General features: G+C 46.2%; 20 protein-coding genes and 1 riboswitch. Of the genes, 5 read left to right on the forward strand and 15 right to left on the reverse strand.

Annotated features, from left to right (window positions below; all coding sequences use genetic code 11):
• Window positions 1-86: 86 nt before the first annotated feature.
• The 8 genes from aroF to E0698_RS10170 form a co-directional block, all read right to left on the reverse strand.
• Window positions 87-1,124 (reverse strand): 3-deoxy-7-phosphoheptulonate synthase, encoded by a 1,038-nt coding sequence (gene aroF / locus E0698_RS10135; protein ID WP_025682268.1) that lies wholly within the window; start codon window positions 1,122-1,124, stop codon window positions 87-89.
• 267 nt (window positions 1,125-1,391) lie between these two features.
• On the reverse strand, window positions 1,392-2,348 hold the full coding sequence (locus E0698_RS10140; RefSeq protein ID WP_149095306.1) for a 4-hydroxy-3-methylbut-2-enyl diphosphate reductase: 957 nt from the start codon (window positions 2,346-2,348) through the stop codon (window positions 1,392-1,394).
• Window positions 2,349-2,459: 111 nt separating this feature from the next.
• Window positions 2,460-3,938 carry a sensor histidine kinase gene (locus E0698_RS10145; protein WP_192511475.1) on the reverse strand — a complete coding sequence of 493 codons (1,479 nt, stop codon included), beginning with the start codon at window positions 3,936-3,938 and terminating at the stop codon, window positions 2,460-2,462.
• A 2-nt stretch (window positions 3,939-3,940) separates the two neighbouring features.
• Window positions 3,941-4,630 (reverse strand): response regulator transcription factor, encoded by a 690-nt coding sequence (locus tag E0698_RS10150; RefSeq protein ID WP_149095304.1) that lies wholly within the window; start codon window positions 4,628-4,630, stop codon window positions 3,941-3,943.
• A 147-nt stretch (window positions 4,631-4,777) separates the two neighbouring features.
• Window positions 4,778-6,373 (reverse strand): S1C family serine protease, encoded by a 1,596-nt coding sequence (locus E0698_RS10155; RefSeq protein WP_192511476.1) that lies wholly within the window; start codon window positions 6,371-6,373, stop codon window positions 4,778-4,780.
• Window positions 6,374-6,569: 196 nt separating this feature from the next.
• Window positions 6,570-6,878, reverse strand: coding sequence for a hypothetical protein (locus tag E0698_RS10160; RefSeq protein WP_192511477.1), 309 nt, complete (start codon window positions 6,876-6,878; stop codon window positions 6,570-6,572).
• Between the two features lie 84 nt (window positions 6,879-6,962).
• Window positions 6,963-7,538, reverse strand: coding sequence for a 3D domain-containing protein (locus tag E0698_RS10165; RefSeq protein WP_192511478.1), 576 nt, complete (start codon window positions 7,536-7,538; stop codon window positions 6,963-6,965).
• A 61-nt stretch (window positions 7,539-7,599) separates the two neighbouring features.
• The gene (locus E0698_RS10170; RefSeq protein WP_192511479.1) at window positions 7,600-8,481 is read right to left on the reverse strand and encodes a putative sporulation protein YtxC; all 882 of its coding nucleotides are present in this window, start codon (window positions 8,479-8,481) and stop codon (window positions 7,600-7,602) included.
• A gap of 239 nt (window positions 8,482-8,720) precedes the next feature.
• Between E0698_RS10170 and E0698_RS10175 the strand changes: the two genes are divergently transcribed.
• The 4 genes from E0698_RS10175 (at window position 8,721) to E0698_RS10190 (ending at window position 11,998) form a co-directional block, all read left to right on the forward strand.
• Complete coding sequence (locus E0698_RS10175) at window positions 8,721-9,116, forward strand: hypothetical protein (protein WP_134910544.1); 396 nt, start codon at window positions 8,721-8,723, stop codon at window positions 9,114-9,116.
• Between the two features lie 204 nt (window positions 9,117-9,320).
• Window positions 9,321-9,815 carry a cation:proton antiporter regulatory subunit gene (locus E0698_RS10180; RefSeq protein ID WP_134910545.1) on the forward strand — a complete coding sequence of 165 codons (495 nt, stop codon included), beginning with the start codon at window positions 9,321-9,323 and terminating at the stop codon, window positions 9,813-9,815.
• A gap of 4 nt (window positions 9,816-9,819) precedes the next feature.
• Entirely contained in the window at window positions 9,820-11,046 is a 1,227-nt protein-coding gene (locus tag E0698_RS10185) for a cation:proton antiporter (protein WP_192511480.1), read from the forward strand.
• An 88-nt stretch (window positions 11,047-11,134) separates the two neighbouring features.
• Window positions 11,135-11,998, forward strand: a complete 864-nt coding sequence (locus E0698_RS10190; RefSeq protein ID WP_192511583.1) for a YitT family protein — start codon at window positions 11,135-11,137, stop codon at window positions 11,996-11,998.
• A gap of 206 nt (window positions 11,999-12,204) precedes the next feature.
• Here E0698_RS10190 and E0698_RS27635 read toward each other — a convergent pair whose 3' ends face one another.
• The 6 genes from E0698_RS27635 to metA all read right to left on the reverse strand — a co-directional run bounded on the left by E0698_RS27635 (window position 12,205) and on the right by metA (window position 17,917).
• Window positions 12,205-12,294: a putative holin-like toxin gene (locus E0698_RS27635; protein WP_007429455.1), complete on the reverse strand. Its 90-nt coding sequence runs from the start codon at window positions 12,292-12,294 to the stop codon at window positions 12,205-12,207.
• Between the two features lie 164 nt (window positions 12,295-12,458).
• On the reverse strand, window positions 12,459-12,764 hold the full coding sequence (locus E0698_RS26740; RefSeq protein WP_192511590.1) for a hypothetical protein: 306 nt from the start codon (window positions 12,762-12,764) through the stop codon (window positions 12,459-12,461).
• A gap of 182 nt (window positions 12,765-12,946) precedes the next feature.
• Window positions 12,947-14,080, reverse strand: a complete 1,134-nt coding sequence (gene mqnC, locus E0698_RS10200) for a cyclic dehypoxanthinyl futalosine synthase (RefSeq protein WP_149095298.1) — start codon at window positions 14,078-14,080, stop codon at window positions 12,947-12,949.
• A gap of 435 nt (window positions 14,081-14,515) precedes the next feature.
• Window positions 14,516-15,694, reverse strand: a complete 1,179-nt coding sequence (locus tag E0698_RS10205; RefSeq protein WP_149095297.1) for a trans-sulfuration enzyme family protein — start codon at window positions 15,692-15,694, stop codon at window positions 14,516-14,518.
• Window positions 15,695-15,696: 2 nt separating this feature from the next.
• Complete coding sequence (locus tag E0698_RS10210; RefSeq protein ID WP_192511481.1) at window positions 15,697-16,875, reverse strand: PLP-dependent transferase; 1,179 nt, start codon at window positions 16,873-16,875, stop codon at window positions 15,697-15,699.
• Window positions 16,876-16,999: 124 nt separating this feature from the next.
• A complete protein-coding gene (gene metA, locus E0698_RS10215) occupies window positions 17,000-17,917 on the reverse strand; it encodes a homoserine O-acetyltransferase MetA (protein WP_192511482.1) in 918 nt (305 codons plus the stop codon).
• 120 nt (window positions 17,918-18,037) lie between these two features.
• Window positions 18,038-18,163, reverse strand: a riboswitch (SAM riboswitch).
• A gap of 555 nt (window positions 18,164-18,718) precedes the next feature.
• On the opposite strand from metA, the gene corA reads away from it, so the two are divergent.
• On the forward strand, window positions 18,719-19,654 hold the full coding sequence (corA, locus tag E0698_RS10220; RefSeq protein ID WP_134910551.1) for a magnesium/cobalt transporter CorA: 936 nt from the start codon (window positions 18,719-18,721) through the stop codon (window positions 19,652-19,654).
• A gap of 85 nt (window positions 19,655-19,739) precedes the next feature.
• Here corA and E0698_RS10225 read toward each other — a convergent pair whose 3' ends face one another.
• Complete coding sequence (locus E0698_RS10225; protein ID WP_134910552.1) at window positions 19,740-20,747, reverse strand: HRDC domain-containing protein; 1,008 nt, start codon at window positions 20,745-20,747, stop codon at window positions 19,740-19,742.
• Window positions 20,748-20,893: the final 146 nt, after the last annotated feature.

A 20,893-nucleotide genomic window follows, 5' to 3' on the forward strand; every position in this document is an offset into this window, starting at 1 on the left:
GCCCGAAACACCGGGCTTTTGGGGCAATTTTAATCGAATTACTGCGTTGCGGCAAAACTTTTATGCATTAATGTTAAGTATTGGTTTTAAGAAATGGTACTAGGCGTATGAAATGTTTTTCCTACAGCTGGAGCCAGTAGTTCCAAATCTTTCAGCAAATCTGAAAATTGATCTGGGAACAAGGATTGTACACCATCGCCCGTCATCGAATTGTCGGGATCTGTGTGCATTTCAATAATCAGTCCATCTGCTCCTGCAGCTACCGAAGCCTTCGTCATAGGAACAACCAGCTCACGACGCCCTGTGCCATGACTCGGGTCCGAAATAACCGGCAAATGGCTCAGTTGTTGCAGAACAGGAATAGCTGACAAGTCGAGCGTATTTCTGGTGTAAGTTTCAAATGTACGGATTCCGCGCTCACACAGCATAACATTCGGGTTACCGCCCGCTAAAATATACTCGGCAGCATTTAAGAACTCATCGTAAGTCGAACTGAAACCACGCTTGAGCAGCACTGGCTTGCCGCAGGTTCCCAGCTTGCGCAATAGATCAAAGTTTTGCATGTTACGTGTACCTACTTGTAAAATATCCGCATATTCTGCACAGATATCCACGTATTCGGGTGTCATAACCTCTGTAATGGTCAGGAGGTCATGCTTTTTGCCCGCCTCGGCCATCATGATCAAACCTTCTACACCCGTTCCCTGGAAGCTGTAAGGACCCGTACGCGGCTTAAAAGCACCTCCACGGAGAACTTGCGCGCCCGCAGCTTTAACCAATGCAGCAATTTCGTCGATCTGCGCAGCAGACTCAACAGCACATGGTCCACCCATAATCACAAGCTCGCCTCCGCCGATATTCACACCTTTGATAGAGATAACGGTATTTTCGGGATGAAAATCACGGCTCGCCAATTTGTAGGACTTCGATATTTTGACTACATTCTCTACGCCCTTCATTTGGCGCAGGTGTTCAGCCAGCTTGGGCTCTACACTGCCGATCAGCCCGATAATCGTACGATCCGATCCATGGGAAACGTGAGCCTGCAAACCTTCCTTTTCAATAACTGCAACAATAGCCTGGATATGTTCTTCAGGTGTTTGGACACCAGCAATAACGATCATATTTTTCTTCCTCTCTATAAAACATATTTTATGGATCAATTAAAGATGATATTATGACACTTAAACGCTTGTTCGCTTTTAAGCTTTTATTCGTTAAAGTAAATATACCTGTTTTGCCTGTACTCGTCAAGACTTAATTATCCTGAATATTGGTCTGCATTTTCGCTCCTTATGATGCTGATTTAATCCGGCGGGCTACCTTCCAATCAGTAAAAAAAGCCGCCATTCGGGATTTCCTCCCGAACAGCAGCCATCATCTGTTACATGTTATTTCGTCGTTTTTGACTTTTCACGCACAGGGGGCAGCAGCTTCTTCATATCAACCGTCCGCTGAATCTCCCATGTATCCGGGTTAGCCGGATCATACTGCTCCAGGTACAAAATAACCTCTTTCGTAATCAGCGTAGGCGTGGAAGCTCCTGAAGTCACTGCTACCTTGTGAACGCCCTCCAGCCATTCCCGCTTCAGCTCCGTCACATCGGAAATACGGTAAGCTGTTGTACCCGCAATTTCCTCGGACACCTGAGCCAATCGGTTTGAATTGTTGCTGCGCGGATCACCAACGACAATTACCAGATCTGCATTTCCTGCCTGTTCGGCTACCGCTTCCTGACGCACTTGCGTGGCCAGACAGATTTCATTGTGTATCTCGGCACCCGGGAACTTCTCCAGCAGCTTTTTCATAATGTGCTTGATGTCCCACTGACTCATAGTCGTCTGATTCGTGATCAGAATTTTGTCCGCAGACAACGTAAGGCTGTCGATTTCCTCTTCCTTCTCGATCAGATGGACATGATCAGGAGCAATACCGATGGCTCCCTCCGGCTCAGGATGATTCTTTTTGCCGATATAAATAATCTGATATCCCTCGGCAGACTTCTCCCGAATCAGATCATGGGTCTTCGTCACATCCGGGCAGGTTGCATCAACCGTAGTCAGCCCCTTATCGCGAGCCAGCTTGCGAACCTCAGGGGATACACCATGGGCGGTGAAAATAACGGTACCACTCTCCACCTGGCTTAAAATCTCCATGCGGTTAGGGCCGTCCAGTGTAATAATTCCTTCATCCTCGAAGGAATTTGTGACATGACTATTATGCACAATCATGCCTAGTATATAAATAGGCCGAGGTAAGTCCAAGTTTCTGGCCGCCTGACGAGCCAATACCATGGCATCGACTACGCCGTAGCAATAACCCCGGGGCGAAATTCTGAGCACTTCCAAAAATAGCACCCGCTTTCTTCGACACAGTAGACAGCTCCCAAAAACTGGGTAGCTGCGGCATCCAAGCCTTTACCGGCCAATTCTATGATGTAGTTGCCTTCCTATTATAGCCTATTCCAAAGGCGCGGAAAAGCTGACCGGAAGCCAGATGATAAATGTCGTCCCTTCACCTTGGCGTGTAACCACTTCCACAGACCCGTGATGTTCATCTATTATCCACTTGGCAATGGACAAACCCAAGCCAATTCCCTCTGTCACCCCGCGTGACTCATCCGCCCGATAGAAGCGATCAAAAATAAAGGGAACCTCACTCTTGTCCATCCCGATGCCTGTATCACTAATTCGCAGACCTACCTGTCCCTGATAGACAATAGCATCAAACCGGACCGTACCTTCGGGTGTATATTTGAACGCATTGTCTATGAAAATAAACAGCATTTGCTGCAAATAATCCTTGCTGCCATCCATATAAACGCCATTCAGTATCGAGAAGTCGCCCACATTCCATTCGGAGGTTCGCTCCAAAAATTGAGCACGCCGGGCAACCTCACTTACGAGTGGCTCCAGCGCCACCGGGGCCTTCTCGAATGTTTTCCCTGTATCTGCTCTGGCAAGCGATAGCATATCACCAACCAGACGGCTCATCCGTTTGCCTTCATCCGCCATATCACTTAGGGCCTCCATGGAGAGTTCACGAATCATCGCTTCATCCATATTGGGGCGGTCTCCCGGCTCTGTAGTCCACATTTTAAGCAAAAAATCAACGTTACCCCTGATTGTCGTAAGCGGCGTACGCAATTCATGAGAAGCATCGGCTACAAAGCGACGCTGGGCTCCATAAGCATCCTCCAGCTCCTTATAAAAAACCTCCGTACGCCCCAGCATCTTGTTAACCGTCGCGATCAGTTGCCCAATTTCATCTGGCGGTCCATCATATTCAATGCGGACACTCAAATCATTACTGGACTGAATCTGGTTAGCCCCTTCAATCACCTTCACTAGCGGCTTCATGGATTTACGAGCCAAAAAGAGACCCGAGGTTGCGGCAGCGAGCAATGCAAATAACGAACCGTATACAAGCACACTTTGCAGCCTGTTCATCAGCCGATCCTGAGAGCCTGTAAATTGACCCACCTGTAACAGTCCAACCACTAATCCCAGTTCCTCAGATTTGATCGGTTGCTGATAAATCATAAAAGAATCCCCATCCACACTCACACGTCGAATTCCCTCATTTTGGACCGCTCCAGCCGCTGTGGATGGAACCGGAAAGGTAATATCGAGATTTTTCATATTTTGCGTCGTCTTGGTGACGCCGGATGTATAATTATAAATTTGTACATATAGCTGTGATTCATCAATTCCACGACCCTGAATCAAGCCCAAATCCAGATTGGGGACCTCAAACAGTCCTCCTTTGATGGTAAGCAGTAACTGCTTGTTAATACGTGGCGTCTGGTTCGTAAGCTGACTTTTCACTTCATTATATGTGTAATAATATACCAGTCCGTAAATAGCCAGTCCAAACATAACAAGCACTATAGCCAAGATGCTGGAATACCAAGCTGTCAGTCGCCAACGAATGGACATAATTACACATCACCTCTTAAAATATAACCCGCTCCCCGAATCGTACGAATGAGCCGTTTGCCGCCATCCTGCTCTGTTTTTTGTCGGAGCATGGCAATATACACCTCCAGCACGTTCGACTCTCCGCTGTAGTCATAGCCCCAAATTTTGTCCATAATCAGATCACGCGACAGCACACGCTTCGGGTTTTGCATAAACAGGTGGAGCAGTTCGAATTCTTTTGCCGTCAGCTCTAGTCGCTTGCCCCCACGTATCACTTCACGCGATTCGTTATCCAACTGTAAATCCTCGAAGGTCAGTCGATGTCCGTTATTGTCCTGCTGCTCGGTTTTACGACGCAGAAGCGCCCGCACACGAGCCAGTAGCTCCTCAAGAGCAAACGGCTTGACGAGATAATCGTCGGCACCCAGATCCAATCCCTTGACCCGGTTCTCCACCTCATCCTTGGCTGTAAGCATCAGAACGGGGACCGTACTTCCTCCCTCTCGCATGCGACGGCATACCTCGAAACCATCCAGTTGCGGCATCATCACATCCAGCACGACAACATCAGGCTCTGTTGTAAGCATTTTATTCAATCCCTCTGCGCCGTTGGCAGCCGTCAGCACTTCGTAGCCTTCGAAGGCCAGCCCTCTGCGCAGCATGGACACAATTTTTTCATCGTCATCAATAATCAAAATGGTAGAACGCATACACCATCGAGCTCCTTTATTATCTTCTTTTCACTCTATTGTAGCAGGAGTAGACGCGTGTAGCATCTTGCCGCCGCATACAGCAAGAAACGGAAGGCAACTTCCTTCCGTTTCTTTTCACATTTTCACTTTTACAGAATGATTCGATTACTGTTGGAGAGTCGAGCTAAAGTCGTTTTTGTTACCCACTTTTAACTGAATATCCTTTTTCTGTCCAGCCCGTTCAATGTTAAGCGTCAGTGCTGTACCTACTTTTTGCTTTTGAATGAAATCGATCAGCTCCTGTGATGTGCTGTAAGGAGTACCATTAGCACCGATAATCACATCATAAGGACGCAGATCGGCCTGATAAGCTGGCGATTTGTAGATAATATCCCGCACAACCGAGCCTTCGGTCAGGGTTGTACCCAATTCCTTGGCTACTTCGGGGCTCAGGTTCAACAGACTTGCGCCAATGAAAGGAACGGGTTCTTTTGGAATAGGCTGATTAGTCTTCAGCTTATCCACAACTTCCAAAATCGTATTGGACGGAATCGCAAACCCGATTCCCTGTGCATCAGCGCTGACAGCAACGTTCATGCCGATAACCTGTCCTTGCAGGTTCAGCAAGGGGCCACCAGAGTTCCCCGGGTTAATGGATGCATCGGTCTGAATTAAATGTTTATATTGAGTCGGTTTTCCCGTCGATTCACTGTTAATCGTAATCGTACGTTCCTTTGCGCTCAGCACTCCGGCTGTTACCGAATGCTCAAAGCCTTCAGGGTTACCGATGGCTACCATCCACTCACCGACTTTAGCATTGTCGGAGTTGCCTAGTGTTACCGTCGGGAAGTTATCCTTGCCTTCAATTTTCAGCACAGCCAAATCCAGGTCTGCATTTTTGCCCAGCACTTTGGCTTCATACGGCTTGTTGGTTCCCTCTACCGTAACCTGAACCACATTCGCGCCTTCGACAACGTGATTGTTCGTCAGGATGTAGCCCGTTTTATCGAAAATAAAGCCGGAACCAATACCAAGCGGTGTCAATTGTCCGCTATTGTTGCCTTCATTGTCATTGTTGCTACCGTTGTTTCCGCTATTACCACTGTCTCCATACTGATTACCGAAAAAGTATTGATACAGCGGGTCATTGTAGTAAGGGCTGCTTTGTCTGCCGCTGCTGCTGGATTGCTTGGCCAGCGTTTCAATTTTAACGACTGCCGGACCGGCCTTGGCCACAACAGATTGAACGTCTGCGGTACCGGAAGGCATCACAGCCGGAACTGCGTTAGGAGACTGACCTGTCGTTCCCGAACTAGTCGTTACTCCGCTTTCAGCTGCCGCCGATGTTAACGCCGTCTCGGGTGTAAACATATTGGTGCGGTCGGCTGTATACATCAAAACCGTTATAACCAGCATCCCGGCCAAAAAAGATAGGAAAATCGTCTTTACTTGGGACTTGGGCTTATTCTGTTTAAAATGCCAGTTACCGCTGTTCCGACCCGAGCCGTCTTGTTGTTGCTCAGCCCCGGCACGATGGTATGAAGAAGGAAGTGGCCTTACCGCCTGCGGTGGCGTAATCTCAACATCCTTCTCTACAAGCTTCCCATCCTTGCGTTGTCCATCTGATTGAACTGAAGAAAAGGGACCATACGAATAGTAATATGAGGAACCATTTGAATCATTCTGCCGGGTTGTATTATCGGATCCAACTTGATCGTTGTCATCCCGGCGTCCAGAATTATTATTTTTAAATTCGTCCATTGTATATCTCCTCCCAAACCCTATGCTTCAAGGTGGTGTTGTTTAGCTGACTTTATTTTGCACTTTAAACCTTAATTCCACCTTAAAAACAATTAAAAAGGAGATAAAACCTTAGACCTATTTGTACCTAACCACTTTTACTCAAAACGAAATGCCCCGGATATAATCCGGAGCATTGTCGGTTGTATATTCTTTTTTATTTCGTGTTGAAGTTTTCGTCGAACTTTTCGTTCGGTGTTTGAGCATTGTTTTGAATTTTGTTGCGACTGGAGTTTTGAACTTTTTGCGCTACTGCACCTGTACCGCCTTGATCTGTTGCAAATTCTTCATCATACTTCTCATTTGGTGTCTGGAAGTTGTCTTGAATTTTATTTTGCTCAGACTGCTTTACCTTTTGTGAAACGACACCTACTGTATTGTCTTGTGCAAATTCCGCTTTGAACTGATTTCCTGTGCTTGCCTTGAAGCCTTTGTTCGTGAAAGAACTTCCGCCTTGATTTTCCATAATTCCCAACCTCCCAGTATGTTTTGCGGGATAAGCTTATCCCGCAACATAGTATGTGAAGCCGGGAAGGACAATATACACGAATTATATGGAATCATCCAGCGTAGCGGCCGGAATGGATTTGTTCGTCTCAATCACCTTTTGGAGCGAATTCAGCATCTTCTCCGTACATTTTCCGCTTCCTTTTCTAATAATTTGCACATCCACTTCTTTCTTGCCCCACTCGGAATACACTTGCTGGGTTGTTTTGAAGTACAGGTCAATTTTATTGCCCTTGATGGCTGAACCCGTATCTGCCACAATACCGTAGCCATAACCTGGAATGTACAAAATGCTGCCCAAAGGAAATGTTTTGGGATCGGCCGCAATCGTGGACAGTGTGTTTTTGTCACGACGTACTTTAACACCGGAATACGTGATACCGTAACCGGGATGACTTGGCCGCTTGCCAGTGGATTCATAGCCTGCTGTATATCCTGTTGCCGTGACTGTCATGGTCGTAATCTCCTGCTCCTCACGTGGAGCCAAAACAGGCGTTGATTGCCCTTTCTTATGCTGGACCGGCTCTTTGTGACCGTAAGCCTCATTGCCGGGCAATACCAGACAAGTGGTGGTTAATACGGTTCCCAAAATCCGTTTCCATACCAACATGGATCTCATAAAAAACCTCCCCTTGAGGCAAAGGTTTTCCAGAAATTCGTTGGTTTATACGAGCACTTAATTATTTTTGAACATCCTGCCCGGGATAGAGCCTGCTGAGCTTCATTTTATCTTCAAAAATATGCAGGAGCGTCCGTACAATGGGGGTGTGCTCGTCGTCTGTGTGTAATATAATGGAAGCAGGAGAAATCGAAATAAGTGTGCTTACGATTCTGTCCTCGACCTCCATTTCCAGTTCAATCCCCGGCATCTCCACAATAATGTCATCTCCATCAGGTGTCGGTATCGGCACCATGGAGCTATCGAGGATAGTAAAATCATGCCCACCCTGATGAAGCACATGTACCAGTGGAACTTTACTTTCCTGAAAAAACACAAAGTACTTGAGCAATCCCATAAATTCTTCATACTGCCGATCCGCCCAAAATTCTTCCATGGCATAGTCGACGATTTCCTCAAGCTCTTTTTTGTATGCGTTCAATCTGAATTGTATAAGTCCTTCCAGATTTATCACGCGCAGCTCCATAAAATCCTTTTCCAGTAAAGCAGACAGTTTGCCGTGACGCTTCATACGCCCTCTTGGGCCATCATCCTTTAACAAAGAATGCACCATGCTGCGAATCTGCTCCGTATCCTCTTTCTCCAGCAGCGAGCAGGCGTTGGCGAGGATCAGATCAAGCATTCCCCATTCCTTGACTTCGATAATATAATCCGCTATTGCGGAAGCCATGATGCTGTATACACAGGGGAGAAAGCTTTCAAACGCCGGATTGCTCTCTGTCCCCTTGCAGGTCCATGCCACTTTGTTTTCGAGTTGTCTGAAAGTGAATCGAAATCCGCGCCGTGACATATGTAGTCCTTTGTTTCTGCTCTTGACCACCTGATAAAAACGGTCGCTTTCCTGATTTCCGTCTGTATGGGTCCACACTGTAAACAGTTCCATTGGCTCACTCCTTTCGATCACTGATTACAGTATATGGCGGGCTCGAAAGGGTTATACGAAGTGAACGACTGGAAACAGGATACAGCATAAAATGAGAATAAACGGGTTTCAAAGAGAAGGTTTCGGTGTTATAAAGAATGGCTGCAACTCAGGACAAAACCAGAAGACGTTTGAATATTTAGGGTAGGGTATGTTAAGGTTATAGTAATATGAATTTTTCACAAGAGGGAAGGGATTAGATGTCAACGATGCTGAACATGCTGCGTACACTCATGATTGTCATATTGAGCCTCGTTCAGATTTTGTCCCTTCCTGTGACGTTTCATGCGGAAGATACTACTCAATCCCTCCAGTTTACTGCGGGATCTTCTCTCATGCCGATTGTTGAAACTTCTTCGTTGGAAACGGACTCCCATGGGCTGGAGCATCACTCTAAACCAGCCATCCGTAAATCCTCTCCGGTCCTTCATCTGGTGATTGCTACGGCCAAATCACTTCCCTTTGTCATTTTGGTGGCGTTGGTGCTACTAATGAGTATTCCAAAACTGCGCTTGCCTTTCATTCCTGTCATCTACAAGCTGAAAAAGCAACTCTACTTGTTCCCCATTAAATTCACCTCCAGTTATGTGGCTTAACTCCTTTTACATGTACATCATATTTGCATGTCTTTTTGTAAACTTTTCCTAATAGGTTTAAGAAGTAAGTCTGTTCTCTGTCCGTTTTTTTGACAATTAATGTAATTTTATAATGTGAAGAAAAAGCTCCATGTCACACCTAATGTATGTGATTTATTTCCCATACCAATTTTAAACAAATGTACAATACAGGAGGTATTACAAATGGATATTCGAGAGTCTATTTTGCCAGGAATCGGGATTAAATATCGAATAGATGCGGAAAATGGCGATCGCCTTGTCATTATCATTCATGATGACGGCAGACGTGAGTTGTATCATTTTGATTATGAGGATTTGGAACAAAGTATTTCTATGACGACCCTAAGTGACCAGGAAGCGCGATTGGTAGCCTCCATTATTGGTGGCATGACGTATAAGCCCAAGCAGCTTGAAAGCGTAGAGATGACGTTCGACGATTTTATTATTGAATGGTACAGAGTGGAACCTCACTATGCTAGTGTTGGCAAGTCCATCGGTGAGCTGGATGTACGCCAAAATTCAGGAGCTACGGTCATTGCCATTGTTGAGAAAAAAGGGAACAAGTATGTAAATCCCGGCCCGGAAGTGATTATTAGCGAAGATGCTACTGTGGTCGTGGTCGGGGAACGTGATCAGCAAAAACGCTTTAAACAAATTCTTATGAACGGAAGCGGGTGATTGGATGGATCATCTGGTATTTGAGGTTGGATTAGCTATTGCTCTGATCGCCGCAGCCGGACTTATTTCCACCAAACTGCGCTTATCGGTCATCCCTTTTTATATCCTGATTGGAATGGCCGTCGGACCGCATGCGATGGAGCTGTGGCATTTTGATTTCCGATTTATCGAAAGCGCGCCTTTTATTGATTTTATGGGAAGAATCGGGGTGCTATTTCTTCTCTTCTACCTGGGACTGGAGTTCTCGGTAGGCCGTTTGATTAAGTCAGGCCGTTCCATCGCGGTGGGCGGCACCATATATATCGGCATTAATTTTACGTTGGGACTGGCGCTCGGCTTTCTAACTGGTTTTCCCATTGCAGAGACACTGGTCATTGCCGGGATCACGACGATTTCCTCCAGCGCCATTGCTGCCAAGGTGTTGGTCGATCTGAAGCGAACCGCCAATGCTGAAACTGAAATGATTTTAGGCATTATTATGTTTGAGGATGTCTTCCTCGCCGTCTACATTTCTATCCTCTCCGGATTGGTTCTCAGCGATTCATCCTCGCTCGGGGGTGTGCTGTTATCGGCGCTAATCGCGCTTGGCTTTATGCTCGCAGTTATTATTATCGGTCGGAAGGCCGTCCCTCTGTTAAATCGAATTCTTCGTATTCGCTCCAATGAGGTATTCGGACTTGTTATTTTTGGCTCCCTGTTTCTTGTGGCAGGTTTTTCAGAAACGATTCATGTGGCGGAAGCCATCGGAGCCTTACTAATCGGACTCGTGCTGGCCGAAACAGAACATGCCAAACGGATTGAGCATTTAATTGTTCCTTTCCGCGATTTCTTTGGCGCTTTGTTCTTCTTCAGCTTCGGACTATCTATTGATCCACTGTCTCTGGGCGGAAACGCGATCTGGCTTGCGCTGGCAGCAGTCATTCTTACGTTAATCGGCAACATTTGGGCCGGGATGCTGGCTGGACGCACTGTCTCTCTGTCACCCAAGGCGTCGGCAAATATCGGTTTGACGATTGTGGCCCGCGGTGAGTTCTCGATCATTATGGCTAATTTGGGCAAAGAGGGCGGTTTGCTGGATATTGTTCAGCCCTTTGCAGCTATCTATGTACTTATATTGGCGATTATGGCTCCGTTACTGGCAAAGCAGTCAAAACCTATTTTTAATATGCTGAATAAGGTTTTCAAATTCAAGGACCCTCGCCTTCGAAAGGAAGAAAGAAATTCAGTATAACTGACTGTAAAAGCTGGATACGACAATCCATAGGAGGGAAGGCTATGCCGCACGCTGTAAAACATGCCGAAACTCTATGAGGCGGCTTGTGAAGCCCGCTTCGGGAGATGCGAGCAGGTTCCCTGTCTTTTATACGGTGATTGGTGGAATTACGGCATCCTTCGGTCTGGAATTGTTTTTGCATCCGCACGATATGATCGCTGGTGGCGTCACAGGCATCTCCAGACTCATGTCGCTTTACACACAAGAGCATTTTGGATTACTGCTATTCATTTTGAACTTGCCGCTCATGCTACTGTATTCTCTGTCGACCCACAAGCCCATGCTACTTCGGGCGCTTCCAGGTCTGTTTGCCTTTTCAGGCTCAGCCATTATTCTGTCCCCTTTCCCGGCAGTGAGTGGCCACCCGGTAGTATGCGCTCTCGGCGGGGGGATCTGCATCGGACTTGGCGCAGGGCTGGCAGCCCGGCATGGAGGTTTGCTCGATTCTCTGGGGCTGAACGAATCTGACGATGGCCGACCGTCCAGTCTGTTGCTGACGCATCGGAAGATTCCGTTGATACAAATTGTGATGCTTTGTAATGGTTTGCTGCTAATTACGGCTGGCTTCGTGCTAGGCTGGGAGCCAGCTCTGTATTCAGCCTTATCCTGCCTTGCCGCCTATGAAACGACCCGATTAATGTTTACCGGTCTGAACCGTATGGTATGTGTCGTCAGCAAGGATCAGCAAACCATCGAAGAAGCCTTATACCGCAGGCTCCGTATTCACAGTACGCCTGTGGGAAATCCTGCACAGATAGAGGGCGAAAATAGAGGTGAACTGGCAGAGGAAAAAGATGAACTGGTCATCGTCTACAGCGTTCATCTGTTGGATTTGCAGCGCTTTAAGGCGGTCATCCAAATGGCAGACCCGCAGGCTGAGATTATGTATGTGAAGCGATGGGAAGTGTAACAAGGCCAAGTATATTTACCATAATGCGCTTTTACTCCATTGTCATGCTGGTTGGCAATATGATAAAATATAGCTAAGATGTATACACTAAAAAAGAGTAAGGATGTTGTAGCATCCTTACTCTTTAGCAACAGCCGCTTATAAGGGCGGTGGCTGTTCAAAGATTTGTCGATCGAAATAGACCGTTTACCTTTGGAGAGGGCGGTCTATTTCTTTTTGTTGAAGGAAATAATCAAGATCACTAACGTTGCAAATTGAATCATCAACATCAGCGTATCTTTAACCTCCACAGGCATCACCTCCTTTGCAGGAGACTAGCCGACCGCCCATCTAAGCCATTCTGTTGTTAAGGGATATTATACCATATAGATATTATTTAGAGGAAGAAAAACGCCTGTTCTAAGTCTAAATTTGAGATTAGTACCCTGATACATAGTTTTGTGACTCATCTTCTGCCCTTTCAATAGCTTGTGCCCCCTACCGCCCTCCATTCCCAGTAGTTATGTACATCAATCGTCTCCAGAAAATAAACTGACAAGGCTTCGATTGGATTAACTGCATACAATTTTATAAAATCCTCGTTGGAAAGTTGATCATACTTAAGATAATCTTTCTTCATTTTATAGAGCAAAATGGATATATCTTGAGCATTAACATTTACAATTCGATTTAAGAATGCATTGCGCCGTTCGACATTATTCAGTATGATTTGTAAAGCATTGCGAATATCACGAGTATCTGGGCCAACGTTGAGCATCAGAGACATTAATTCCGATAGTGCTCCATTTGCGGTTTAGGGAATCTGTAATTATATTAATGCGATTTGAGGAAAAAGAATAATCTATAATTATAAACACATAAAAAACGCTTACCTACACTAATCCCTCTACACGGATTAATGATAGATAAGCGTTTTGCAGTGATTACGCTATATTAACGAAAGTATTCCTAATTTTGCATGATAAAATCATGTTCGATACTGCTGGCACCGTCAAAGGTACGAATAATATCATAGCGGGTATTGCGTTGTGCCGGAACATGACCCGTTTCGCGGATCAGCTGTAAAATGGATTCGATGTTGACTTTGTACGTTGCGCCTGCGGCGGAAACGACGTTTTCCTCAATCATTGTACTACCGAAGTCATCGCAACCGTAGTATAGTGATTTTTTGCCGATTTCTGGTCCCATCGTTACCCAGGAAGACTGAATATGCTTGATGTTATCCAGTACAAGGCGGCTGATTGCAACAGTCTTCAAATATTCCTCCGGCGTCTGGCGTTCCTTTTTCAGGTTTGTGTTATCCGGTTGGAAGGTCCATGGAATAAAGGCCAGGAAGCCTTCGGAATCATATTTATTTTCAATGCATTCGTCCTGGGCATCACGAACACGCAGTAAATGCAGCGCACGCTCCTCCATCAACTCGCCAAAGCCGATAACCATCGTGGCCGTCGTGTTCATACCCACCTTGTGAGCGGTCTGCATCACGTCCATCCAGTCCCGCCAAGAGCCTTTGAGACGGCTGATTTTGCGGCGTGTGCGGTCATCCAAAATTTCTCCGCCCCCACCTGGCAGGGAATCCAATCCTGCTTCATGAATGGCTCGAATCGTATCTTCCATGGACAAGCCGGATTTTTCCTTCATCTTATGAATTTCAGCCGGCGAGAAGGAATGCATCGTAATATCGGGAAAACGCTCCTTGATCGCTTTCAGCAAATCCGTATAATAACTGAACGGCAGATTCGGATTTACACCGCCTTGCATCAAAATTTCAGTGCCTCCTACTTCCTGCGTTTCCTTGATCTTCTGGAAAATTACTTCATCGGGCAGGACATAACCTTCATCTGAACCCGGTCTACGGTAAAAAGCGCAAAAACGGCAATATACGTCGCACACGTTCGTATAGTTAATATTTCGTCCGATAACGAAGGTTTTAATCGGATCAGGATGCATACGGTTCATCACTTTATTCGCCGCGTGGCCGATTTTTTCTACCTCGTCTGACTCGAACAAAGCAACGGTGTCCTCTAAATTTAGGCGTTCGCCGCGCAGAGCTTTATCTAAAATATGGTCGATTACACTCATGGTGTATCCTCCTTCGCTTTCACAGGGGGACGAAATGAAAGACAGGACTTATGAACGAGAATGATTTCACAAACCTGCGTTCGAACCCTGTCGTATTATATGTGTTCATGACTGGCTTTGTATTTGTCTGTGCTATATAGCATAGTAAAACCTAATGATAATACTAACATATCTTTAGGTAAGGAACCATACTTATTCCCGTTTCTTTCTGCTCTCTACCCAGGCGATGATGCGACGAACAAGCTATAACTCCCATGATAAACGTAACCAATAATTGAGAATAGGTGATTGTAAAGCGTAACCCATTCGCCTTGCCCTCCAAGTCATACATACGTAAAACAGCAAGTCTCCTATTGAGCTGGAGCTTGCTGTTTTTCTAATACATCTTTGATTCCTGTGTGAAAAACGGGAAATTCTCTCCCCATATGCTAATTCTTAACGAAGAGCCTCATTTAGATCACTGATCAGATCGTCAATATCCTCCAGACCTACGGAGAAACGTAGCAGACCGTCCGTGATCCCCCGCTCCAGACGTACGCTATGTGGCATTGCCGCATGTGACATCATCGCCGGATACGACAAGATACTTTCCACAGCTCCCAGACTTACCGCCACAATCGGAATTTGTATGCGATTAAGAACCTCTTTTGCACGCTCACCGGAGCCTACATCAAACGAGATAACCGCACCGTATCCACTGGATTGGCTTTCATGTACGGCACGCCCCGGATGATTTTCCAGGCCCGGATAGTATACCGCCTCAATGTCACTACGCTCGTTCAGCCAATTGGCCAGCTTCGCTGCACTCTTTTCGCTGTGAGCCATACGTGCTTCCAGTGTCTTCATCCCGCGCATAAGCAACCACGACTCCTGTGGGGCCAATACGGTTCCAAGTCCATTTTGAAGCTGCTTGATTTGTCTGCCCAACGACTCCGTACGTGCTACCGCAAGACCTGCCAATACATCGCTGTGGCCGCCGAGAAATTTGGTTGCACTGTGCAACACGATATCAACACCTTGCTCAATTGGACGTTGATAATAAGGTGTCATGAATGTGTTATCCAGCAGCGTCAGAAGCCCTTTCTCCTGGGCCCAAGCCGTTATCCCTGCCACATCGGTGATTTTGAGGGTTGGGTTGGAAGGCGTCTCCATATATACAGCCTTCGTATTTTCCTGCAACGCTTCTTTCACAAGGTTGATGTCCGTCATATCGACGAAGGTGGTTTCGATATTCATCCGTTTTAAAATAGAAGTCAGCAGGCGGTAGGTCCCTCCATATACATCTTCCGAAACAATGACATGGTCCCCAGCGGACAACAGCATAAACGTACTGGATATAGCCGCCATGCCCGATGCAAAGGCAAAACCTCTCGCTCCACCTTCCAGTAAGGCGATGTAGTCCTCCAAAGCTTGCCGTGTCGGATTGCCAGAACGGCTGTAGTCATGCAGCGGAGGATTGAAAATATCATGATGGTGAAAGGTGGACGCCTGATAAATCGGTACACTCGACGCACCCGTAACACTATCAATTTCAGAGCCAAAATGTAGCAGCTTGGTAGCGAACTTCCGTTCTTTTTCCGTTTCCCGCCCGATTTTCCGCACGTCCTCAATCATTGCTATTCCCCTCCTTCGATTTCTTGACGTGCCGCTTCCAACGCTGAACGCAAATCTTCAATTAAATCATCCGTATGTTCAATACCGACGGAGAGACGCAGCAAACGATCATCCACCCCGACCGCATCCCGAATCTCAGCCGGTATATCGGCATGTGTCTGTACAGCAGGATAAGTCATTAATGATTCCACACCGCCCAAACTTTCGGCAAAAGCAATGAGCTTAATATTTCGAAGCAAGGGCTCCACATAACGGGCATCTTTTACTTTAAACGAGAAAATACCTGTGTTGCCGCTGGATTGTTTGTTTTGAATCTCACGCCCTGGGTGACCCTCAAGCCCTGGATAAAACACCTCAGCCACCGCTGGATGCGTCAGCAGATAATTGGCCAGCACTGTCGCATTATGCTCATGCCGATCCATACGCAGCGCCAATGTTTTCATGCCCTTCATCAACTGATAGCTATCGCTCGGAGAAAGTACAGCCCCAATGGAATTATGCAGGAAGGAAATTTCGGCTGACAGCTCTTTACCCTTGGTTACGATCAAGCCTGCCAGCACATCATTGTGTCCGCCCAGATACTTGGTTGCGCTATGTACCACAATATCGGCACCCAGCTCCAAAGGGCGCTGGAAATACGGTGTTAACAGCGTATTATCTACAATAGTAAACAACTGACGTTGTGACGCCCATTCGGCTACAGCCCGAATATCCGTAATCATCATTAATGGATTCGTAGGCGTTTCAATGAATACCGCTTTGGTATTCGGTCGACATGACTGCTCGATGGCTTCGAGATCATTCGTATCCACATAGCTCGCCGTCACGCCGAATCTGGATAAAATACGTTCCAGCAGACGATACGTGCCTCCATACAGATCCAGCGATACAATCAGATGATCTCCTTGTCCAAACAGGGCAAATACCGTTTGCAGCGCCGCCATACCTGAACTGCATGCAAAGCCTGCATCACCGGATTCCAGTGCAGCGGACGCCTCTTCCAGTACTTTACGTGTCGGATTGATCGTCCGAATGTAATCAAAACCTGTGCTTTGACCCAGACGGGGATGGCGAAACGCTGTAGACTGATAAATCGGAAAATTCACTGCTCCGGTTACCGGCTCTTCGATTGAACCAATCTGTGCTAACCTGCTTTCGATTTTCCACTGTTTCTCACTCATATGAATCCTCCTGTTCACTTCCATAATAGGTGCTGTAACATATGCTGCAAAATTGGATTATCATATCTATACTGCTGCGCTGCTGCAAGGTGGTACTGCGTAGATATAAACGTTAAGCCCCTTTTTAAATCTGGGGCCCGATATCGAAAGGGGTTTCTTGATATACATAATAGTTGAGCCAATTTGAAAATAATAAATTGGCATGCGCACGCCAGGTTGAGGGCGGTGTACGCTCAGGGTCATTGTTGGGAAAATAATTTTTTGGTACTTCAATATCCATCCCTTTGGCGACATCACGATCATATTCCCATTTCAGGGAAAGTGGATCGTATTCGGAATGCCCAGTCACAAAGATTTGTTTGCCATCACGCGTAGCTACCAGATACACTCCGGCTTCCTCGGATTCGGATAAAAGCTCCAGTTCGGCAATATGCTCAATATCTTCGCGCCGAACCTCTGTATGCCGGGAATGAGGTGCATAAAACAATTCATCAAAACCGCGTAGCAATTTCACTTTAGGTTTAATAACGCAATGCGGAAAAACGCCAAAGCATTTGTAATCAAGTCCATATTTGGGAACGCCGAAATGATGAAACAGACCCGCCTGTGAGGCCCAACAGATATGCATGGTCGAAGTTACATTCGTTTTCGTCCATTCAAAAATTTGCCGGATTTCCTCCCAGTAGTTCACATCTTCAAACTCAAGCTGTTCAACGGGGGCTCCCGTAATCACCATGCCGTCAAAACGGCTGTTTCTGATCTCCTCAAACGTTTTATAAAACATGTTCAAATATTCCTGCGATGTATTTTTAGATACATGCGACTTCATGTGTACCAGCGTAACGTCCACTTGAAGCGGGGTATTGCCGACCAGACGCAACAGTTGAGTTTCCGTTGTTTCTTTGGTAGGCATCAAATTCAAAATGGCGATGCGCAACGGACGAATATCCTGATGATAGGCCAGGCTTTCATCCATTACAAAAATATTTTCGCCCTCCAGCACTTCCTTGGCAGGTAGTGTATCCGGAATTTTAATCGGCATGTAAACTCACTCCTTGTTCGGTGAAGTTTTTGCGAAAATCGTCATGTTGAGATGCCGGGCATATAATAAAAAGACCTTCCTCGGTTACGAGAAAGGTCATATTTGTATCCATATGCGCCTCTCTCATCTGTCAGGGCATCGCTCTTTGTAAAAAGCGCGCGTCCTGCAAGAATTAGCACCGTGCGATTAAAATCGCCGGTTGCCGGGTATCATCGGGCTAGTCCCTCCACCTGCTCTTGATAAGATTTCGCTATATTCATTTTGGGTTCATAAAAAGTTCTTGTTGTTCACTTTAATGCATCCGCTGGGCTTCGTCAAGATGAGACTTGTAAGTTTGTGCCCTGCATTCACACTTCGTCTTATATTTCCATATGTTAAATCATACATTACCCTGTCGTCGAAGCTCTTGTCACTACTGTTGATTTAGCCCATGATTTTGCGCTTGAAAGGCTGTAGGCCGAGCGTTATACTATACAAGTGCTATAGGCCGAAAATATAAAGCAGTCGTGCAGATTTAGAGTGCTTTCTGCGATACTGTGGCAACCTAAAAAAGAACATTTGTGAGGTGAATCCGGAATGGAAGGCGACCCGAGTCCGAATAGGCGGCGATCCCTGAACAACAGCATAGGAATGACTTCAGCTTGCCGAAAGACGGGACGCCAGGCTCTGCATGCTCCAAAAGCCTCTGGCTTTTGATGGGGATGCCGCTTACCCGATCCGGCTAACTGGCTAACTGAGTCCATTCCTTATGCTTGAGGTACACGTATTTTCCGTTACGACGGAGCATAAGGAGTGACATATATGAAAATCCGTTTGGTAAACAACGGGGTTTTTACCCCTGTCGAAGAAATTGAAATGGCGCTTACTCCGCCAGCAGAAGGTTTTTATTGGATTGATGCCGATGTTGATGATCTGGCAGTGCTCCAGCCTCTATTCTCCATGCATGATCTCGCAGTAGAGGACTGTTTGAGCGAAGAAGAGCAGCGCCCGAAGATTGAAATTTACGAGAGCCATTATTTTATCGTTGTAAACAGCATTCGTTTTGATGATGAAGAAATATTTTTACGTGCTTTGAACATTTTTCTCGGCCGCCATTTCATCATTACGGTGACTAAGCAGAAAATCAATGAGCTACGCACCCTCAAGCCTATGTTATGGGAGCAGGAGGTCAGCCAGCCTGACCGTTTTATGTATCTGTTGGTCGACTTGATCGTTGACAACTATTTTCTGGTTGGTGACCGGATTGAGGTTCGCATTGAGAAGCTGGAAGAAGACATTCTGATGCATACAAAAAAATCGCATTTGAATGAAATTATCGGCTTACGCAGTGAGATTCTGTGGCTGAAAAAAGTGCTTGGTCCGCAAAAAGAAGTCATCAATACGTTGAACAAACGGGATTTACGGCTGATCGACGATCAATTGCAAAAATATTTTAGCGATATTTATGAAAATGCCGTGAAAATTTCGGAGACTTTCGAAACTTACCGCGATCTAATGGGTAACCTTCGAGAAGCTTATCAATCCAGTATCGCTAACCGTGCGAATGAAATCATGCGCGTGTTTACAGCGATTACAACCGTGTTTATGCCGTTGACGGTGATTACCGGAATTTATGGTATGAACTTTGATAATATGCCTGAGCTTCATACGCGTTATGGTTATTTTATCGTCATTGGTATTATGGTGGCGCTGGGGGTTAGCATGTTCTGTATTTTCCGCAAGAAGGATTGGGTTTGAAAAGAAAAGGTTGAAGCAGTAGCCGTATCCTCACAGGATATAGCTACTGCTTTTTTTTGTGTGATTATTTTATATTTGCGCGATGTTATCCCGCATGTCGATCTGATGCCACCTGATGGCGAAAACGGATACGAATCAGACGCAGCCGCTCATAAACTTGATCCAGCCCCGTTTCCGCAGCCTGTTCCTCACCATATACCCGCAGCATGACGGGCTTGAGCAGCGTATCCCCCAGTTCTTCATACGCAGACCAGATCGCCGTCTGCTCTTCCTCAGATACGTTCACCAGTTCCTGACGGATCAGCTTTTCCATATCGATTCCATCTCGATCCAAATGCTCCACTGCTTCAATCATTTCTCTACGATGTAACCCCGCCTTCAGTCCAATATGCTCCAACGTAAGACCGTCTGAAATACCTTCAATAATGGTTTTTGTCAGACTGAATTTATTCAGTTCCTGCTTATATTGGTTCTCTTTTTGCTTGTACAGCCATGATAAGAAAACTTCCTCATCCAGCGTCTCTGTTACCCAATTTAGCGGAAATGGGGTAGTCCGGTCATTTTGTGTCGTAATAGCCAGCAGCTCTTGACCATATTGAGATATTTTACCTTGCCCCACCCCTGGTAGCTCCAGCAACTCCTCCTCGGTATGGGGAAGATAGACGCTAATCAACCGGAGCAGACGATTGGTAGCGATAAAATAGGGTGCTTTTCGCTCGGCAGCCGCCTTTTGTCGTCTCCACATCGTCAATTGCTCATACACATCATCACGCGGAAACAAATCACTATAACAATACAGCTTTTGTAATGTTTGCCCACGTCCTGCTGCCCCTTCCTGCTCATGAAAAACACCATGGATTAAGGGTCTGTAGCCCTCTGCCATCTTAAGCGCCAGCTCGTGACGGTACACATGCAGCAACTCCTGCCACAAGCTGCCCTCATACCACAGATCATCTGTGCTTTCATCCAAGCTGTGTTGTGTGCTCCACCCTGCACTCCATACCCCATCATGTTGTCCAATCCATACCTGGGCAAATTGCTCATGACCCTGTTCATTCCGTTTGGACAAGCGATTTAAAAATAAAATTTCCATGCTTTTTCCTCCATGCTTATAATTGGGTTACAGTCCGGTACAACGCCAAACGCAAAAAAGCACCTATCTCGCGTATTTGCAAGAAAGGTGCTTCCCTTTTTGAGCCGTACTATGCTGTTGCCTATATGATAACCGTACCTCGGATT

Origin of the sequence: Paenibacillus sp. 23TSA30-6, from assembly GCF_014858585.1 — a bacterium.
Taxonomy (GTDB): domain Bacteria; phylum Bacillota; class Bacilli; order Paenibacillales; family Paenibacillaceae; genus Paenibacillus.

Coding starts and splice junctions, on each gene's coding strand:
- aroF (WP_025682268.1), bottom strand. CDS start 1,124: ATGATCGTTATTGCTGGTGTCCAAACACCTGAAGAACATATCCAGGCT.
- E0698_RS10145 (WP_192511475.1), bottom strand. CDS start 3,938: ATGTCCATTCGTTGGCGACTGACAGCTTGGTATTCCAGCATCTTGGCT.
- E0698_RS10150 (WP_149095304.1), bottom strand. CDS start 4,630: ATGCGTTCTACCATTTTGATTATTGATGACGATGAAAAAATTGTGTCC.
- E0698_RS10155 (WP_192511476.1), bottom strand. CDS start 6,373: ATGGACGAATTTAAAAATAATAATTCTGGACGCCGGGATGACAACGAT.
- E0698_RS10160 (WP_192511477.1), bottom strand. CDS start 6,878: ATGGAAAATCAAGGCGGAAGTTCTTTCACGAACAAAGGCTTCAAGGCA.
- E0698_RS10165 (WP_192511478.1), bottom strand. CDS start 7,538: ATGAGATCCATGTTGGTATGGAAACGGATTTTGGGAACCGTATTAACC.
- E0698_RS10170 (WP_192511479.1), bottom strand. CDS start 8,481: ATGGAACTGTTTACAGTGTGGACCCATACAGACGGAAATCAGGAAAGC.
- E0698_RS10175 (WP_134910544.1), top strand. CDS start 8,721: ATGTCAACGATGCTGAACATGCTGCGTACACTCATGATTGTCATATTG.
- E0698_RS10180 (WP_134910545.1), top strand. CDS start 9,321: ATGGATATTCGAGAGTCTATTTTGCCAGGAATCGGGATTAAATATCGA.
- E0698_RS10185 (WP_192511480.1), top strand. CDS start 9,820: ATGGATCATCTGGTATTTGAGGTTGGATTAGCTATTGCTCTGATCGCC.
- E0698_RS27635 (WP_007429455.1), bottom strand. CDS start 12,294: ATGCCTGTGGAGGTTAAAGATACGCTGATGTTGATGATTCAATTTGCA.
- E0698_RS26740 (WP_192511590.1), bottom strand. CDS start 12,764: ATGTCTCTGATGCTCAACGTTGGCCCAGATACTCGTGATATTCGCAAT.
- mqnC (WP_149095298.1), bottom strand. CDS start 14,080: ATGAGTGTAATCGACCATATTTTAGATAAAGCTCTGCGCGGCGAACGC.
- E0698_RS10205 (WP_149095297.1), bottom strand. CDS start 15,694: ATGATTGAGGACGTGCGGAAAATCGGGCGGGAAACGGAAAAAGAACGG.
- E0698_RS10210 (WP_192511481.1), bottom strand. CDS start 16,875: ATGAGTGAGAAACAGTGGAAAATCGAAAGCAGGTTAGCACAGATTGGT.
- metA (WP_192511482.1), bottom strand. CDS start 17,917: ATGCCGATTAAAATTCCGGATACACTACCTGCCAAGGAAGTGCTGGAG.
- corA (WP_134910551.1), top strand. CDS start 18,719: ATGAAAATCCGTTTGGTAAACAACGGGGTTTTTACCCCTGTCGAAGAA.
- E0698_RS10225 (WP_134910552.1), bottom strand. CDS start 20,747: ATGGAAATTTTATTTTTAAATCGCTTGTCCAAACGGAATGAACAGGGT.